At 62.4% G+C, this 15923-nt stretch carries 18 protein-coding genes and 1 pseudogene; 13 read left to right on the top strand and 6 right to left on the bottom strand.

What is annotated here, in order from left to right; translation table 11 throughout:
- Window positions 1-72 precede the first annotated feature (72 nt).
- The 4 genes from J6524_RS24855 to J6524_RS24870 all read left to right on the top strand — a co-directional run bounded on the left by J6524_RS24855 (window position 73) and on the right by J6524_RS24870 (window position 2620).
- Window positions 73-984 (top strand): metallophosphoesterase, encoded by a 912-nt coding sequence (locus J6524_RS24855; RefSeq protein WP_225675428.1) that lies wholly within the window; start codon window positions 73-75, stop codon window positions 982-984.
- 75 nt (window positions 985-1059) lie between these two features.
- Window positions 1060-1515, top strand: coding sequence for a tol-pal system-associated acyl-CoA thioesterase (ybgC, locus tag J6524_RS24860; RefSeq protein ID WP_225675429.1), 456 nt, complete (start codon window positions 1060-1062; stop codon window positions 1513-1515).
- Between the two features lie 66 nt (window positions 1516-1581).
- Window positions 1582-2049, top strand: coding sequence for a nuclear transport factor 2 family protein (locus J6524_RS24865; RefSeq protein ID WP_225675431.1), 468 nt, complete (start codon window positions 1582-1584; stop codon window positions 2047-2049).
- Window positions 2050-2053: 4 nt separating this feature from the next.
- Window positions 2054-2620, top strand: a complete 567-nt coding sequence (locus J6524_RS24870; protein ID WP_225675433.1) for a TetR/AcrR family transcriptional regulator — start codon at window positions 2054-2056, stop codon at window positions 2618-2620.
- A gap of 152 nt (window positions 2621-2772) precedes the next feature.
- Here the strand turns inward: J6524_RS24870 and J6524_RS24875 are convergent, their stop codons facing one another.
- On the bottom strand, window positions 2773-3417 hold the full coding sequence (locus J6524_RS24875) for a glutathione binding-like protein (RefSeq protein WP_225675436.1): 645 nt from the start codon (window positions 3415-3417) through the stop codon (window positions 2773-2775).
- Between the two features lie 109 nt (window positions 3418-3526).
- Here J6524_RS24875 and J6524_RS24880 point away from each other — a divergent pair, with 109 nt between their 5' ends.
- Window positions 3527-4174 (top strand): TetR/AcrR family transcriptional regulator, encoded by a 648-nt coding sequence (locus J6524_RS24880; protein ID WP_225675438.1) that lies wholly within the window; start codon window positions 3527-3529, stop codon window positions 4172-4174.
- Window positions 4175-4263: 89 nt separating this feature from the next.
- On the opposite strand, the gene J6524_RS24885 is transcribed toward J6524_RS24880, so the two are convergent.
- Window positions 4264-5229 carry a 2-hydroxyacid dehydrogenase gene (locus tag J6524_RS24885; RefSeq protein ID WP_225675440.1) on the bottom strand — a complete coding sequence of 322 codons (966 nt, stop codon included), beginning with the start codon at window positions 5227-5229 and terminating at the stop codon, window positions 4264-4266.
- 469 nt (window positions 5230-5698) lie between these two features.
- On the opposite strand from J6524_RS24885, the gene J6524_RS24890 reads away from it, so the two are divergent.
- From J6524_RS24890 to J6524_RS24925, 7 genes and pseudogenes are all read left to right on the top strand, one after another.
- Entirely contained in the window at window positions 5699-6067 is a 369-nt protein-coding gene (locus J6524_RS24890; protein ID WP_225675442.1) for a YciI family protein, read from the top strand.
- Window positions 6064-7335, top strand: a complete 1272-nt coding sequence (locus tag J6524_RS24895) for an RNA polymerase sigma factor (protein ID WP_225675443.1) — start codon at window positions 6064-6066, stop codon at window positions 7333-7335. Before J6524_RS24890 ends, J6524_RS24895 begins: the two co-directional genes overlap by 4 nt.
- A gap of 511 nt (window positions 7336-7846) precedes the next feature.
- On the top strand, window positions 7847-8197 hold the full coding sequence (locus J6524_RS24900) for a hypothetical protein (protein WP_225675445.1): 351 nt from the start codon (window positions 7847-7849) through the stop codon (window positions 8195-8197).
- A 100-nt stretch (window positions 8198-8297) separates the two neighbouring features.
- Window positions 8298-8639, top strand: a complete 342-nt coding sequence (locus tag J6524_RS24905; protein ID WP_225675447.1) for a hypothetical protein — start codon at window positions 8298-8300, stop codon at window positions 8637-8639.
- Window positions 8640-9345: 706 nt separating this feature from the next.
- Window positions 9346-9759, top strand: a complete 414-nt coding sequence (locus J6524_RS24915; protein ID WP_225675451.1) for a DoxX family protein — start codon at window positions 9346-9348, stop codon at window positions 9757-9759.
- A gap of 36 nt (window positions 9760-9795) precedes the next feature.
- Window positions 9796-10331 (top strand): annotated as a pseudogene (locus J6524_RS24920) (SRPBCC family protein).
- Window positions 10332-10486: 155 nt separating this feature from the next.
- Complete coding sequence (locus tag J6524_RS24925) at window positions 10487-10900, top strand: VOC family protein (RefSeq protein WP_225675453.1); 414 nt, start codon at window positions 10487-10489, stop codon at window positions 10898-10900.
- A gap of 119 nt (window positions 10901-11019) precedes the next feature.
- On the opposite strand, the gene J6524_RS24930 is transcribed toward J6524_RS24925, so the two are convergent.
- The 4 genes from J6524_RS24930 to J6524_RS24945 all read right to left on the bottom strand — a co-directional run bounded on the left by J6524_RS24930 (window position 11020) and on the right by J6524_RS24945 (window position 15209).
- Window positions 11020-11457 (bottom strand): hypothetical protein, encoded by a 438-nt coding sequence (locus tag J6524_RS24930; protein ID WP_225675455.1) that lies wholly within the window; start codon window positions 11455-11457, stop codon window positions 11020-11022.
- Window positions 11458-11876: 419 nt separating this feature from the next.
- Window positions 11877-12662 (bottom strand): SDR family NAD(P)-dependent oxidoreductase, encoded by a 786-nt coding sequence (locus J6524_RS24935; RefSeq protein WP_225675457.1) that lies wholly within the window; start codon window positions 12660-12662, stop codon window positions 11877-11879.
- 169 nt (window positions 12663-12831) lie between these two features.
- Entirely contained in the window at window positions 12832-14508 is a 1677-nt protein-coding gene (locus J6524_RS24940; RefSeq protein WP_225675468.1) for a methyl-accepting chemotaxis protein, read from the bottom strand.
- 203 nt (window positions 14509-14711) lie between these two features.
- Complete coding sequence (locus J6524_RS24945; protein WP_225675470.1) at window positions 14712-15209, bottom strand: winged helix-turn-helix transcriptional regulator; 498 nt, start codon at window positions 15207-15209, stop codon at window positions 14712-14714.
- 117 nt (window positions 15210-15326) lie between these two features.
- On the opposite strand from J6524_RS24945, the gene J6524_RS24950 reads away from it, so the two are divergent.
- Window positions 15327-15878, top strand: coding sequence for a dihydrofolate reductase family protein (locus J6524_RS24950; RefSeq protein WP_225675472.1), 552 nt, complete (start codon window positions 15327-15329; stop codon window positions 15876-15878).
- The last annotated feature ends 45 nt before the right edge of the window (window positions 15879-15923 follow it).

Raw genomic sequence — 15923 nt, forward strand, 5'->3', positions numbered from 1 at the left:
CGATCTGCACAAACGGACCGCAATTCGGGCTCAATCCGTCCGCATGTTTGCGCTGCATCACGATTGGATCACATGTTAACACGCCGTCATCTTCTGAAGACCATGGGTGGGCTGGGCGCGCTGGGCGTCTCGACCACCGCTTACGGATTCAGCGCGCCGGTCGTCCGGCTTCGCGTCGTCAGGTACAACATCTCGCCGCCGCAATGGCCGGCAGATCTCAAGCTCAGGATCGCCGCCATCGCTGACCTGCACGCCTGCGATCCATGGATGTCGCTTGATCACATTCAGGAGATCGTCGAGCGGACCAATGCGCTCAAGCCTGACATCGTCGTCATGCTCGGCGACTACGTGACCGGACACCGCAAGATAACGCGTGTCATCCCCGATGCCGAATGGGCGGCAGTGCTGGCCGGGTTGAAGGCGCCGCTTGGCGTGCATGCGGTGCTCGGCAATCACGACTGGTGGGAAGACAAGGCCGTGCAGCGCGACGGGTATGGATTGCCGTCCGCCGGTCGCGCACTGGAGAATGTCGGCATTCCCGTCTACGAGAACGACGCGAACAAGCTCAGCAAGAACGGCCATTCGTTCTGGCTCGCCGGCCTTGGCGATCAGCTCGCCTACGTTCCGGCGCGCCGCTTCCGCCCGCTCAAGCGGATCGGCGTCGACGATCTCGGTGCGACGCTGGCGAAGATCACTGATGATGCGCCGGTGATCATGATGGCGCACGAACCCGACATCGCCCGCCGCGTGCCCTCGCGCGTCGCGCTGCAGCTCTCTGGACATACCCATGGCGGCCAGGTGCGGATGCTCGGCTGGTCGCCGATTTCGCCGTCCGGACAGCAGCTCGCCTATGGCCACATCAAGATGAACTGCGACATCGTCGTCTCCGGCGGCCTCGGCTGCAGCATCATGCCGTTCCGCCTCGGCGTTCCCCCGGAAATCGTGCTGGTGACAGTCGGGGCGGCGCCGCCGGCGGTGGCGTAGCGTTCCTGGCGGCGCTTGCGCGTCGCGCTGATTTTGCGCAAAACCAGCGCTTTCCAGCGCGAGCAGGAACCGTAAGTGACATCACCCATTCTCGACGGCGAGATCCGCGACGGTCGGCATCACATGCAGGTCCGCGTCTACTACGAGGACACGGATTTCTCCGGCATCGTCTATCACGCAAACTATCTGCGCTTCATGGAGCGCGGCCGCACCAATCATCTGCGGCTGATGGGCGCCTCGCAGCACGCGCTGTTCGAGCAGGCGGAAGCGGAGACACCGGGCTTTGCCTTCGTGGTGCGCTCGATGCAACTCGACTTCCTGCGGCCGGCGCGGATGGACGACGTGCTTGACGTCGTAACATGGCCGGTCGCGGTGAAGGGCGCCTCGATCACGCTGGCGCAGGAGGTGCGCCGCGGCGACGAGGTGCTGGTCAAGGCCGAGGTGCGGGTCGCCTTCATCAGCGAGGGCAGGGCACAGCCGATCCCGAAATCGCTGCGGCTGTTGATGAAGGCAGACTTGGCCCCCGATTAAATCTTCGTATTGACTCCCTGTACCGATCGGTACAATCTTCTCTGGTCATCACGCCGGAGAAATGCCATGTCGCGTCCGCCGCTGCCGCCCTTCACCCGCGAAACCGCTGCGCAGAAGGCGCGCATGGCCGAGGACGCCTGGAATTCGCGCGATCCTGTGAAGGTGTCGCTGGCCTATACCCAAGACAGCCGCTGGCGCAACCGCTCCGAATTCTTCCAGGGGCGCGAGGCGATCGTCGAATTCCTCACCCGCAAATGGGCGAAGGAGCACGACTATCGCCTGATCAAGGATCTCTGGGCGTTCGACCACAACCGCATCGCCGTGCGCTTCCAGTACGAGTGGCACGACGATGCCGGGCAGTGGCACCGCTCTTACGGCAACGAGCAGTGGGAGTTCGATGAGCATGGCCTGATGCGCCGGCGCGAGGCCAGCATCAACGATCTCGCGATCAAGGAAAGCGAGCGCCGCTTCCATTGGCCGGCGCCGGGGCCGCGCCCGGCCGACGTTCCCGGCCTCGGCGAGAATCCGCTGTGATCAGATGCTGAAGAAGGGCGTCGAGCGCAAGGAAATATTGCGGGCGCTCTCCGAGGTATTTCGCGCGCACGGTTATGAGGGCGCTTCGCTGACGCTGATCACCGAGGCGACCGGGCTCGGCAAGGGCAGCCTTTATCATCTCTTTCCCGGCGGCAAGGAGCAGATGGCCTCCGAGGTGCTGGCCGAGATCGACGGCTGGTTCGAGCTCAACATCTATGCCCCTTTGCGCGACGCGGACGACCCCGCGCGCGCGATCGCTGCCATGATCGCGGGCGTCGACCAGTATTTTCATTCCGGCGATCGTATCTGCCTGGTCGGCCTGGTCGCGCTCGGCGCCGCTCGTGATACGTTTGCGGCGAGCGTCGATAGCTACTTTGCGCGCTGGCAGACGGCGCTGGCGCAGCTCCTGCGGCGATCCGGATTGAGCAAGAGCCAGGCGCAGCGCCGCGCGGAAGATGCGCTGCTCACCATCCAGGGCGCGCTGGTGCTAGCGCGGGCGCGCAATGATGCCGGGATATTTCGCCGGGCGTTGAGCGATCTGACGAAACGGCTGCTGGCGCCGGCGGAGTGACGACTGCTTGCCATTTGCGTTCCCCGGACGCTGCGCAGCGCGAAAGCGGTGCGCTGCTGATCCGGGGTCCATGCTGCAACGACAAGAATGGGTCCCGGCTCTGCGGTGCATCACCAAAAGGTGCTGCACCGCGTCCGGGACACGAGACTGCGTTACGCCGCTGCCTTATGCCGCGCGAGCTCGGCCTTGTAGAGCTCATACTCCTCAGCGACCGCCCTCGCGATGCTCGGGCGGGCGCGCAGCCGCTCATAATAGGCCTTCACGGCCGGCCATTTCGCGAGTTCAACCGGCGGTGTTGCCATCGTCCAGTTGATGATGGTGACGAGATAGGCATCGGCCACGCTGAAATGATCAAGCAGGAACTCGCGGCCTTTCAGGTAGTTTTCGAGATAGTCGAGCCGCGAGATATTCTTGGTCAGCGCATATGTCTTCGCATCCTGCGGCGCGGTCTTGTCGAGCAGCGGTACGAACAGCGCCTTGTGCAGTTCGGTGCCGATGAAGCAGAGCCATTGATGCAGGCGGCTGCGCTCCTCAGCCGAATTGGCCGAGATGCCGGCCGTCGGAAAGCGATCGGCGACATATTGCAGGATGGCCGCGTTCTCCGTCAGCACGGTGCCGTCGTCGGTGCGCAGCGTCGGCACCAGCCCGAGCGGGTTGACGCTACGAAAATCCGAGCCGTCGTTCTGCACGACCTTGGTCTTGGGATCGACCTCGAGATAGTTGGCCTCGGCGCCGGCTTCGTACAGCGCAATCCGTGTCGCCAGCGAGCAGGCGAGCGGCGAGAAATAGAGATCCATGGTTTGCCTCCTTGGCGGTTGATCGACCGCGCCGCTAACCAAAGGCCGGCTCGGTTGATTTTTATACCGTCTCGCATAATATAAAGCTGGTCAAGGAATTTCTTGCGAAATGGTACAAAAAAGTAAGAAGCCGCCCGTGCCCAGGATCGACGCCCCGCCCAGGCGTCGGGGCCGCCCACGCGCCTATGAGCCTGATGTCGCGCTCGGTAAGGCGCTCGACCTGTTCCGGCGCGACGGATTTGCGGCCACCTCACTCGACGATCTCTCGGCCGCAACAGGCATGAACCGGCCGAGCCTCTATGGCGCGTTCGGCGACAAGCGCGAGCTCTTCATCAAGAGCTATCGGCGCTATCGCGATGACGCGCGGGTCGCGATGGGTGACGTTTTCAGGAACGAACTGCCGATCCGAAAGCGGCTGGAGCGCATCTATGCGGTGGCGCTCGACATCTATCTGTCAGGCGAATCCGGCCCGCGCGGCTGCTTCACGGTGATGACCGCGGCTTCCGAAGCGGTGCACGATCCCGATATCCGCGCCATGGTGCTGGAAGGGTTCACCGAGCTCGACAAGGCGTTCGCCGCGTGTTTCCGTGTCGCGAAGGAGAAGGGCGAGCTATCCGAGAGCGCGGATCCGGTCGTGCTGGCGCAGCTTGCCTCCGCCACCATCCATACCATCGCCATCCGCGCCCGCGCCCGGATGCCGCGCAAGGAGCTGGAAGCGATCGTTAGCGGCGCGATCGATGTGATGCTGCGGGCCTAGTTCTGCACCGTCTGCCGCACCTACGGCCGTCATTGCTCTCGTGTCATCGGCGCGCATTCGCGCGACCCGTTGGCTCGCAATGACGGAGACTAATACCCCCGCTTGCGGTCCACCACATTCTCGAGCGCCTCGCCGGCCTCGAAGCGCCTGATCTGCTCGGCGACATATTTCGATATCTCGTCGGGATCGGTGTCGGCGGCGTTGTGCGGGGTCAGCACCACCTTCGGGTGGGTCCAGAACGGGCTGTCGGTGGGCAACGGCTCGGTGGCGTAGACATCGAGCGAGGCGCCGCCGAGCGTGCCGTCATCGAGGCATTGCAGGATGTCGGCCTCGTTCTGCAGGCCGCCGCGGCCGGCATTGATCAGAACCGGTGCGCCGAGCGGGCTGGTGCGGTTCAGTTTCTCAAATAGCCGCCGGTTCAGAATGTGCCGCGTCTCCGGCGTCAGCGGCAAGAGACAGACCAGGATGTCAGTCCGCCGCAGGAATGCATCAAACTGTGCCTCGCCGTGAAAGCATTCGATGCCGTCGATCGTCTTCGGGCTCCGGCTCCAGCCCGCGACGCGAAAGCCGAGGCGCATGAGGGCGTCGGTCGCGTCAGCGCCGAGCGTGCCGAGCCCCATGATCCCGACGGAGATCGCGCCGGCCGCCCACTGCGATTTCGGCGCCCAGCGCTTTTCACGCTGCGACTGCCGCAAGTAAGGCTCCTGCCGATGGTGCATCAGCACATGCAGCACGACATATTCGGTCATTCGCGCGGTGAGGTCGCCAACCGCAACGCGCACCAGCGGCACGTCGGGCAGGGTGCGGTCGACCATCAGCGCATCGACGCCGGCGCCGAGGTTGAAGATCACCCGCAAATTGGGGAAGGCGGCGAGTTCGCCCGGCCGCGGCTTCCACACCGCGGCATAATGCACCTCGGCCGGATGGAACGCGGCACTGGGAAGCAGCAGAACGGGCCGGTCGGAGCAGACCTCGTCGAACCGGCGCTTCCAGCGCTGCGGCGACCAGTTTTCAGTCCCGCCATGCACCAGCAGCGCGAGCGCACCTTTCGTCATTGCCATTCCTCATCTAGCGCCAAAGACGGCGTGACCCGCCTCACATCGTGGATCGATCCGTCTGTCTAGCCTCCTTTGATGCAACAAGGGAGACTTCCCATGCGCAAATTGCGGCTTGAAGCGAGGAAGTCGCACCGGGACGCCGCCAGGTATGGTGTCTGCCGATGGTTCAGGCTGTGATCATCGCGGCGATTGCGATCTCGCTCGCGCTTTCCTGGCGGAACAGCCACCGTTGCGCAGGCTCCAGTCGGACCGAGGCCTTCGGGCGTAGGGCGAAGATCATCTTCCTTGTCCTGGCGCTGTGCGGCCTTTGTTCCACGGCGATCGTTGGCGCTTACAGACACTTCAATCCGCCGCCGCCTCCAATCGTCGGGCCCTGACGGCGGAACAATCCAAAATTTCTTCGACGCACCTGTCGGCAGCGGGCATAATCGTTCGTCATCAATACGAACGGAGATGCCTGGCTGCCATGCTTTACGCCATTCTTTGCTATCACGACGAGGATTTCGTCGGCTCCTGGACCAAGGAACAGGATGCCGCGGTTATGAAGAAACTTGCCGTCGTGCAGGACAAGCTCACCAAGCAGGGCCGGCTCGGCCCGGTGGCGCGGCTGTTGCCGACGACGGCGGCAACCACGCTGCGCAAGGAGAACCCGCCGCTGGTGCTGGACGGCCCCTTTGCCGAAACCAAGGAGCAACTGCTCGGCTTCTATGTCGTCGATTGCAAGAATCTCGACGAGGCGCTCGAGGTTGCGCGCGATCTTGGCTCGGCCAATCCCGGCGGCGCCTATGAGATCCGGCCCGTCGGCCACTTTACGCTGGGGAGCGTGCAGCCATGACCGATACCGCCTGGATCGATGGCGCGCTGACCTCGGCTCGCCCCCAGGCGGTCGGCGCGCTCTTGCGTTATTTCCGCGATCTCGACACCGCCGAGGAAGCGTTTCAGAACGCCTGTTTACGCGCGCTGAAGAGCTGGCCACAGAATGGCCCGCCGCGCGATCCCGCGGCGTGGCTGATCATGGTTGGGCGCAACGTCGCGATCGACGATATCAGGCGGAGCAAGAAGCAGGAGGCGCTGCCCGAGGACGAGGCGATCTCCGATCTCGATGACGCCGAGGAACAGCTTGCCGAGCGGCTCGACGGCTCGCACTACCGCGACGACATTTTGCGGCTGCTCTTCATCTGCTGCCATCCGGACCTGCCGGCGACGCAGCAGATTGCGCTGGCGCTGCGCATCGTATCAGGGCTGACGGTGAAGCAGATCGCGCGCGCCTTCCTGGTCTCGGAAGCCGCAATGGAGCAGCGCATCACCCGGGCGAAGGCGCGTGTCGCCGATGCCAACGTGCCGTTCGAGACGCCGGGCGCGGTGGAGCGTTCGGAACGCCTCGCCTCCGTCGCCGCCATGATCTACCTGATCTTCAACGAGGGCTATTCGGCGAGCGGCGACACTGCCGAGATCCGCGCGCCGCTGTGCGAGGAGGCCATTCGCCTAGCGCGGCTGCTGCTGCGGCTGTTCCAGAGCGAGCCCGAGATCATGGGGCTGACGGCGCTATTGCTGCTGCAGCATGCGCGGGCGGATGCGCGGTTCGATGCCGATGGCGCGGTGATCCTGCTCGACGACCAGGACCGATCGAAGTGGAACAAAGCGCTGATCGCCGAGGGGCTGGCGCTCATCGACAAGGCGATGCGCCATCGCCGCAGCGGGCCCTATCAGGTGCAGGCTGCGATTGCGGCGCTGCATGCCCGCGCCGAAAAGCCCGAGGATACCGACTGGACCCAGATCGACTTGCTCTACGGCGCGCTCGAGATCATGCAGCCGTCGCCGGTGGTGACGCTGAACCGCGCGGTTGCCGTGTCCAAGGTGAAGGGCCCGCAGGCCGCGCTCGACATGATCGAGCCCTTGGCGGCGCGGCTGTCGAACTATTTTCATTTCTTCGGCGTGCGCGGCGCGTTCCTGATGCAGCTAGGCCGCAACGAGGAAGCCCGCGTCGCCTTCGACCGTGCCATCGCGCTGGCGAACACGTCGGCCGAAGCCGCCCACATCCGCATGCACCTCGACCGCCTGCAGCGCGACAGCCAGCCCCGGGGCAAGAAAGCGGGGAAGTAGTTTCTTTCTCGTGCGGTTTCTTCCCTTCTCCCGTTGTGGGAGAAGGTGGCGCTAGAATTCGCTCTGTGATGCCGCCTTCGATGTGATCAGCACCGAAACTCCGATGGCCCCATGTGGCCGGTGTTTCTCAAATGGGCAGGAACGGGGTGGCACAGAGCTGGGGAAGTGCAGAAGCTAATTTCAAATGAGACGATTAGGAATATGTCGGAACGGCCCGCGTATTTTGTATGATAGCGACCGCCTGACGCGAGTGTTCGCTGGCATCGAAGCATCCAAGTTTGCGATTATACCGCGCGCGACGACCTTCGAACGCAAGCCGCGCGGTCGGCCTCGGGTGTCGGGGTCGATGCGCAGCACGATCCGAGAGACATCACGCCAATCGGCGCCTTGTTGATCAGCATCAAGCACGCGCATGTACGTGATCATGTGCTGCTCGTCATACTCAGTGAGGGCTGGTCCGGCTGGCGCTATGTCAGCGAGCGCCTCAAGCTATGTGTCGCTGAGAACTCGGATGCCTGAAGAAGGCGTCAAGGTTCACAGGTTCGCCGTTGTCTTGCCAAAGCAGCTTTTGACCGAGGCTAGCCGCCACCGCGATGCGGTGTTGCCCGCCGACCAATGTGCCGTCATGTGTTGCCTTGGCGATGATCTCACCGGTCTCGTTCACAATGTTTCTCATAGCCCAATAACCCTGTCAGGAACGACTTCTGCATTCAGCGATCAACTCGCGGCTTTCATGTCTGTTCCTATGCCCGCAATGGTGCGCACTCAGTCAAGCCTTGTGCCCAGCGGCTGCGCATTACAATGCATGTCATTCGCCCATGGCAGAGAGAGAACCCAGTTCGCCTTGGCCATCAGCGCGTAGCCTAGAACGCACCGGCGCCAATATGACGACTGCACGACATTAGGGATGTCGCAAACGCTGCCTGCTCCTCGTACTCAACATGAGTAAAAGCTGGAGATCGATGTTACGCCGCGTGCGTGGAGAAGAGCACCTTTTGTTGCGCCAGTACTTCCGAGCGGCAACTGCATCGATAAGGCGAGTTGTATTTTACTCTCTTCCCTTACGAACCGCGCGCTATCAAGCCATCCCTCAATTGGTTCGTTCGTATCAAAAGGATCTAACATTGAACCAACGCACCGTTGGAATGCCGGAATTTAATGAATTGATCGATATGGCGCGGTTGCTAGTGAACTTGTGGGAAGCCGCGCAACGGCTGCCTGAAGGATCAGAGCGGCGGGAAGCATTCAGACAGATCAGCGGCTTCCAGAGGCGGGTGGCGGCATTGGTTACACGCGCCCTTTAGGCCCTCAGGGATGTCGTGTCAGGCTCTGCGGTGGCTACCGATCCAACTCGCGCCGGAAGATTGCGATTTGGAAGTTGGCGAACTTGATAAGACTGGCATTATACCATTGGGTTTTCCATGCCGTGCACCCAATCAGGCGGACAACGAGGCTTGGTCGATCCGCATGGAGGATTGCGCCGGGAAAAGTTGCAAGGAAGGTTGGAACCACGGAAACGGAGAAGCGTCGAGTTACGGCAGTCTCACCGATACGTTGAGGGTGAAATGCCCCTGCACTTCAGCCGCATTGGTCCTGCGACAGAGGAGATGGAGATATGGAGCGCGAGCGAGCGCGGATTTTCGTTCGTGATCAGTAACGAGAGTAGCGGTGGGCCCGGACTTCACGGCAAGCCCGGCTTTGTAGCTTCATGGCGTCCTATCCATATTAACAAGCCTGCGATCAGGGTGGGCGGATCACCCTTTAAGACGTATGCCGAAGCCGAGAAAGCCTGTGAGGCCATGCTGACGATCCTAACCACATAGCTATTATCTTTAGCGATGTGGCTCTGGATGACGTCCGCTTTCTCTCATTTTCGGACCTCGTCTCAGCCCTGGGCGATGTCCACTTTCCCCTCCGGGCGGCTGCAAAAAAGTTCTCGCTCCTTGTCGGTTTCCACCTCCCTCGTTCGTCTTGAATCCGAGCAGCCATTCAAGACAACGGGGATCGATCATGACTATTATCACCGAGACTGCGCCCGTCGCAACTCCCACACGCTGGGTCGGCCGCATTCTCTCCGGCCTCGTCATTCTGTTTCTGTTGTTCGACGGCGCCATCAAGCTGGTGCCGTGGCCGGTGGTCACCGAAACCATGGACCGGATGGGCTATGGCTCAAGCGATACGCTGATGCGCAGCCTCGGCGCCATCACCATCATCTGCACGATGCTCTACGCGATACCGCCGACATCGATCCTCGGCGCGATCCTGCTCACGGGTTATCTCGGCAGCGCCATCGCTTCGCATGTCCGTATCGACAGCCCGCTGTTCACGCATACGTTGTTCGGGCTCTATTTGGGCCTGATGCTGTGGGGCGGGCTGTGGCTGCGCGATCGCAATTTGCAGCGCCTGATTCCCTTCCGCCGCTGACTTGCTTCAACGAGAATTGCCGTCACGGAGCTGATCATGTTCGAAGTCATTGTCATCATCGCGATCATCCTGGCGATCGCCATCGCGGTCATCCTCGTTCTCGCCGCGACCAAGCCGGCTACGCTGCACGTAACGCGCGCGATCGATATCAAGGCGCCGGCCGAAAAGATCTTTCCGCTGATTTCGGATTTTCACCAGTGGCGCGGCTGGTCGCCCTATGAAGAGAAGGACCCGGCGATGAAGCGCACCTATGGCGGTGCTGATAGCGGCAAGGGCGCTACCTATGCGTGGGACGGTACAAGAATGTCGGTTCCGGCCGCATGGAAATTCTCGAGGCGGCGCCGCCGTCCAGGATCGTCATCAAGCTCGATTTCTTTACGCCTTTCGAAGGGCACAACACGGCCGAGTTCACAATGCTGCCGCAGGGCGATGGCACCCATGTCACATGGGTGATGCATGGTCCGGCGAACTTCATGTCCAGGCTGATCCAGGTATTCATCAATCTGGACAACATGATCGGCCGTGACTTCGAAGCCGGTCTCGCCAAGCTGAAGAAGCTCACCGAGACATGAAAGCAACTATCGTGTCCCGAGCGCGGCGCAGCACGAGGTGATGCGACGCTGAGCCGGGACCCATCGATGGAGCCAGGAACAGCAGCGCATCACTTCGCGTTGCGCTTCGTCGGGGGAACGCAAATGACACTGCCTAACAAGCAAAGGAGCCGGCGATGCAGCTCAATCCCTATCTGTTCTACAACGGCAATTGCGAGGAAGCGCTAAAATATTATGAGAAGGTTCTCGGGGCCCAGATCGGAGCGATGTTTCGGTATGAGGGCGGACCGCCCGATATGCCGGTCCCGCCGGACTGGAAAAACAAGCTCATGCATGCGAGCGTTACCATCGACGGTGAGGTCTTGATGGCCTCCGACGCCACCCCCGGCGATTACCATCAACCACAGGGCTTTTCCGTCTCGCTGCAGATCGAGGATCCCGCGGAGGCCGAGCGCCGCTTCAAAGCGCTCGCCGAAGGCGGCACCGTACGGATGCCGTTCGGCCAGACCTTCTTCTCCAACGGCTTTGGCATGTGCGTCGACAAGTTCGGCATCCCCTGGATGGTGAACTGCCCGAAGGAAGGGATCTGAGGCCGCAGCTTCGTAGGGTGGTTAGGCGAAGCCGTAACCCACCAACGGACTAACCGGCATCGAGACTTTGGTGGGTTACGCTTCCGCTAACCCACCCTACATTTTATCTGCACCTCGGATTATCTGCACCGCGGATAAATCGCCGCAAGCTCGCGGCCGCGCAGCAGCAACAGCCGCGACGTCAGTCCGCCGTGACGACTGATCCAGTCCCGCACCGGCCGCGGATAGGCCGCGTGCACCGCGATCGAGGCTTCCGGCTCGGCATAGATCCGGCCGCGGCCATCGACCGAGCGCGCGGCGTGAAATCCGAGCACCGCGCGGCGCGTCACGCAGATGCGGTCCGTTGGCACCGTCATCAGCACCAGCGTGCAGGCCGACAGGCAGGGCCCGTCGATCACCACCCGCTCGCCGGATTCGCGCACGCGATCGAACAGTTCGAGAAACGGTCCGACCTGTCCGCCCGGGCTCGCGAGGATGCGGATCTCCGCCCCCGCAGGAACAGTTGCCGCAACCAGTGCGGCGGCGACAACGACTACCCTGATGACCGCCATTCGCATGCGCGGCTCCCTCGTCAGCACTGACCCCCGGCGCAGTTACGCTGAGATATGTGGCAAGGTTTCGTCAAGTGCCTGCACCGGGGCCGCCAGCCTCGGTGAACCATGACGCAATCGCACGGCCGCTCAGTGCCGCAGATCGCAAGTCGCCACGCGGTTCGGCGGGGGCTGCTTCGTTTGAAATTTCGCAGGTACCGGACGGGGCTATTCGTTGAATTGACCCCGGAACGAACGCTAGGGCAATTCGTTGGGCCGAATGGATCAGCTATTTCTCAGCACTATCTGCGCGGGCGTTCTACTGCTCGTGACCGCATTTGCACTGGGAACACCGAGCATGAAGCCGGATGTTCCACCTGAAAGGGCCGTGTTGCTCCGTATTGCGGCGCGATAGATGTCCAGGTGGCAAAGCGAAGCGTGTACTTTTACCCATTCCGCCGCTGGCCGCGCAGGGTCGGCAGGCCGATGCCGGCGGCGTCAAAACCGCCGTCGACGGCGAGAACCTGGCCAGTGATGTAACTGGCGCGATCGCTGCACAGGAAGAAGATCGCCTCCGCCAGTTCCTCCTCAAGGCCGTAGCGGTTGAGCGGAATGGCGTCGTGATAGTCGGCGCGGATTTCCGGCGTATGGACCTGCTTCGCCATCGCGGTCTCGACCGGGCCGGGCGCGACGGCGTTGACGCGGATGCCGAGCGAAGCCAGTTCGACCGCGAGCTGTTTGGTGAGATGCGCCAAGCCGGCTTTGCTGGTGCCGTAGGCCGAGCGGAGCGTCGAGGCGCGCACCGCCGAGATCGACGTGATGTTGACGATCGCGCCGCCATGTTCGCGCATCAGGGGCGCCGCCGCCTTGGTGCAGAGGAACGGCCCGGTGAGGTTGACCGCCAGGATCCGGCTCCAGTCTTCGTTTGACGTGTCGAGCAGCGGCGCGAACACGGCGATGCCGGCATTGTTGACCAGCGCGTCGAGCCGGCCGAAGCGCGCGCTCACCGACGCAATCGCGGTTGCCACTGCGCTCGCGTCCGAAACGTCGCAATGCAGCGCCAGCGTATTGTCGGGCTCGGCGATGCCGGCCAGGGCGCCATGCAGCAACTCGTTCTCGATGTCGAGCAGCGCCACCTTCCAGCCCTCGGCGAGAAAGCGTTTGGCGGTTGCAAGCCCGATGCCGCGCGCGGCGCCGGTGACGAGAGCAACTTTCTGAGCAGCGGAGGGCATGGGCAGGTCCGTTAGCGAGAGAGAAGATTTCCCGCTTCTAATAACCCAAGCTCCAACGCGTGTCGCGGCGGCAGCGATGCAGAATTCGGCCCTGCCGGACGCCCGATATGCAGAATCCGATACAGGCGGTCATCCCATATCGGATCAATGCGTCTTGCATGTCGTATCGCTAGCGCTGCGCGATCGCCTTTGCTTCGGCGGCGGCACGCTGCATGCTGGAGGACATCTCAGAGGTGACCGTGCTCTGCTCCTCGACTGCAGCAGCGGTCGCGGTGACGTATTGGCTGACGCCCTGGATCGCCTGTTTGATGCTGTTTAGCGCGCCGACGACGTCGCCGGAAATGCCGTTGAGGTTGCCGATCTCCTGCCCGATCTTGTCGGTTGCCTGCTTGGCCTGGGTGGCGAGGTTCTTGACCTCGGAGGCGACCACGGCGAAGCCGCGGCCCGCTTCGCCGGCGCGCGCCGATTCGATCGTCGCATTCAGCGCCAAGAGGTTGATCTGGCCGGTGATGTTGCCGATCAGTTCGACAATGCCGCTCATCGCCTGCGCCGCTTCGTTCAGCCGCTGCGCCTGGGCGTCGGCCGCTTCCACCCGCTCGACCGCCGTCGACGCCGTCTCGCGCGACTTGGTCATCGCCTCGGAGATTTCCCGCACCGAAGCGTTCAGTTCCTCCGTACCCGCTGCGACCGATTCCATCATGCCGCGCACGCGCTCATTGCCGAGCCGCACCAGCACCTGCGTGGTGGTGTCGGTAGCGTATTTCACCACCTTGAACGGCTTGCCGTTGAGGTCGAGGATCGGATTGTAGGATGCCTGGATCCAGACCTCCTTGCCGTGTTTTCCGATCCGCTTGTATTCGGCGGCCTGATATTCGCCACGGCCCAGCTTTGCCCAGAATTCGCGATAGGCTGCGCTGTCGCGCTCGCCTTGCTCGACGAACATGCTGTGATGCCGGCCGCGAATTTCCTCCAGCGAGTAGCCGACCGTTTTCAGGAAGTTCTGGTTGGCGCCGATGATGGTGCCGTCCATGTTGAATTCAATCACGGCCTGCGACTTGCCGATGGCGGCGATCTGGCCGGCGAGGTCGGCAGTCGAAAGCTTCTGCTTGGTGACGTCGGTCGCGAACTTCACCACCCGGAACGGCTTGCCGTTGTCGTCGAGCACGGGGTTGTAGGAGGCAATGATCCAGACTTCGCGGCCGCCCTTGCCGATCCGCTTGTATTCGGCCGACTGGTTTTCGCCGCGGTTGAGCTTTGTCCAGAACTCGCGATAGGCCGCGCTGTCGCGCTCCGACGGCTCGACGAACATGCTGTGGTGCTTGCCGTGGATTTCGGCGAGCGTATAGCCCATCGCGCGCAGGAAGTTTTCGTTGGCGGTGACGATGGTGCCGTTCATCTCGAAGGCGATGACTGCCTGGGTGCGGCTGATCGCCGCGATCTGACTGGCGTCCTCCAGGCTCTTGATCTTGCGCGCGGTGATGTCGGTCGCGAACTTCACCACCTTGACCGGCTTGCCGGCAGCGTCGAGAACGGGATTGTAGGTCGCCTGGATCCAGACCTCGCGGCCGCCCTTGCCGATCCGCTTGTATTCGGCCGCCTGGTATTCGCCGCGCTTCAGCGCCGCCCAGAAGTCGCGATACGCCGCACTGTCCCGCTCCGACGGGGCAACAAACATGCTGTGATGCTTGCCCCGGATTTCGCCGAGCGAGTAGCCGAGTGTTCTGAGGAAATTGTCGTTGGCGGTGATGATGGTGCCGTCGAGATTGAACTCGATCATGGCCTGCGAGCGGCCGAGCGCGTCGACCAGCGCCTTGTCTGCCGAAGAACTCTTGAGAAGCTGAAACACGGAAGGCCCCATCCACTGGCGGTAAATGACGAGGCCATGACCCAATCCACCCGAGCCTCGTTGCTATGGCGCGACGTTGACCGGAAGGCAGAAAGATTGCGTTAACGCTGTTCTCCGTAATATGACGGATCACATCGCAATCTGATATTGATCTTTAAAGATGTCTCAGGGCGCGGCGCTCGCCGTGCGCGTGCGCCGCAGACTTAACTCCGTTTCACGACGCTCTCATACGCCGCCTGCAAACGCTCGCCGACAGATGGACCGGTTCGCTTGCGCCGCTTCGCGCCGAGATGGCTCTCGCGCAACTCGTCCATGAATTCGGCCCACATCTTCGGTCCGCCCTCGCTGAGCAGCCGCGCGCGGATGCCGAGTTCCTCGGTGACGGGCAGATATCGATAACCCCAGGCCGCCATCTGCGCGAGGACGGGTAACAGCTCGATACCCTGTTCGGTGAGCGAATAGATTCCCTTCTGCTTGTGCGTGGGATCATCCTCGCGGGTGATGATGCCCTGCTCGAGCAGGGTCTTCAGCCGGTCGGCAAGGATGTTGGAGGAGATGCCTTCCTCCGACTTGGTCAATAGCTCGCGAAAGTGCCGCCGGTTGCCGAACATCATGTCGCGGATGATCAGAAGGCTCCATTTGTCGCCGAGCACTTCCAGCGAGAGATTGATCGGGCAACCGGAACGCTGGGCGTCGGTCATGGGCGGTCTCCGGCCGGCAGCCTGGCGCCGGCGAAAAAAACTGCTTGCAATATTGCACCAGTTGCCTCAGGGTACAACCAGTTGCAATCCGCAATCGGTTTTGAAGGGAGAAATGCAATGGCGAGGTTGAACATGTGGAACCTGATGACGCTGGATGGCTTCATCGCCGGTCCGAATCGCGACATTTCCTGGCATTCCGACGTCTGGGGTGAGGAGCTCGAGCAGTTGTCGGTCCAGCAGCTGAACGAGGCCGGCGGATTGCTGTTCGGCCGCGTCACCTACGAATTGATGGCGGGCCACTGGCCGAACGCGACCGGCGAGGTCGCCGATTTCATGAACGCGGCGCCCAAGTACGTCTTCTCGCGCACGGTGAAGAAGTCTGACTGGAACAACACGCAACTGTTCGACGCCGATGCGCCGGGGACGGTTGCCCGTCTGAAGCGCGACAGCACCAAGGATATTTTTCTGTTCGGCAGCGCCGATCTTGCCGCCACGCTAATTCCGCACGGATTGATCGACGAATTCCGCATCGCGGTGAACCCGATCATCCTTGGCGGCGGTACTCCGCTGTTCAAGCCGGGCGAGAAGGTCAAGCTCAGGCTGATCGACAGCCGGCCATTGTCGACCGGCATCGTCATCCTGCGCTACGCGCCGGCAACGGCGAAGTAATCGATGATTGAATGTCGGCGCGCTTGGCGGCGCGCCGACTTGTGA

Origin of the sequence: Bradyrhizobium hereditatis, from assembly GCF_020329435.1 — a bacterium.
GTDB classification, from domain to species: domain Bacteria; phylum Pseudomonadota; class Alphaproteobacteria; order Rhizobiales; family Xanthobacteraceae; genus Bradyrhizobium; species Bradyrhizobium hereditatis.

Bases quoted from the DNA above. Each gene is read 5' to 3' on its own strand.
- J6524_RS24855 (WP_225675428.1), top strand. From the start codon at position 73: ATGTTAACACGCCGTCATCTTCTGAAGACCATGGGTGGGCTGGGCGCG.
- J6524_RS24865 (WP_225675431.1), top strand. From the start codon at position 1,582: ATGTCGCGTCCGCCGCTGCCGCCCTTCACCCGCGAAACCGCTGCGCAG.
- J6524_RS24870 (WP_225675433.1), top strand. From the start codon at position 2,054: ATGCTGAAGAAGGGCGTCGAGCGCAAGGAAATATTGCGGGCGCTCTCC.
- J6524_RS24875 (WP_225675436.1), bottom strand. From the start codon at position 3,417: ATGGATCTCTATTTCTCGCCGCTCGCCTGCTCGCTGGCGACACGGATT.
- J6524_RS24880 (WP_225675438.1), top strand. From the start codon at position 3,527: ATGGTACAAAAAAGTAAGAAGCCGCCCGTGCCCAGGATCGACGCCCCG.
- J6524_RS24885 (WP_225675440.1), bottom strand. From the start codon at position 5,229: ATGACGAAAGGTGCGCTCGCGCTGCTGGTGCATGGCGGGACTGAAAAC.
- J6524_RS24890 (WP_225675442.1), top strand. From the start codon at position 5,699: ATGCTTTACGCCATTCTTTGCTATCACGACGAGGATTTCGTCGGCTCC.
- J6524_RS24895 (WP_225675443.1), top strand. From the start codon at position 6,064: ATGACCGATACCGCCTGGATCGATGGCGCGCTGACCTCGGCTCGCCCC.
- J6524_RS24900 (WP_225675445.1), top strand. From the start codon at position 7,847: ATGCCTGAAGAAGGCGTCAAGGTTCACAGGTTCGCCGTTGTCTTGCCA.
- J6524_RS24905 (WP_225675447.1), top strand. From the start codon at position 8,298: ATGTTACGCCGCGTGCGTGGAGAAGAGCACCTTTTGTTGCGCCAGTAC.
- J6524_RS24915 (WP_225675451.1), top strand. From the start codon at position 9,346: ATGACTATTATCACCGAGACTGCGCCCGTCGCAACTCCCACACGCTGG.
- J6524_RS24925 (WP_225675453.1), top strand. From the start codon at position 10,487: ATGCAGCTCAATCCCTATCTGTTCTACAACGGCAATTGCGAGGAAGCG.
- J6524_RS24930 (WP_225675455.1), bottom strand. From the start codon at position 11,457: ATGCGAATGGCGGTCATCAGGGTAGTCGTTGTCGCCGCCGCACTGGTT.
- J6524_RS24935 (WP_225675457.1), bottom strand. From the start codon at position 12,662: ATGCCCTCCGCTGCTCAGAAAGTTGCTCTCGTCACCGGCGCCGCGCGC.
- J6524_RS24945 (WP_225675470.1), bottom strand. From the start codon at position 15,209: ATGACCGACGCCCAGCGTTCCGGTTGCCCGATCAATCTCTCGCTGGAA.
- J6524_RS24950 (WP_225675472.1), top strand. From the start codon at position 15,327: ATGGCGAGGTTGAACATGTGGAACCTGATGACGCTGGATGGCTTCATC.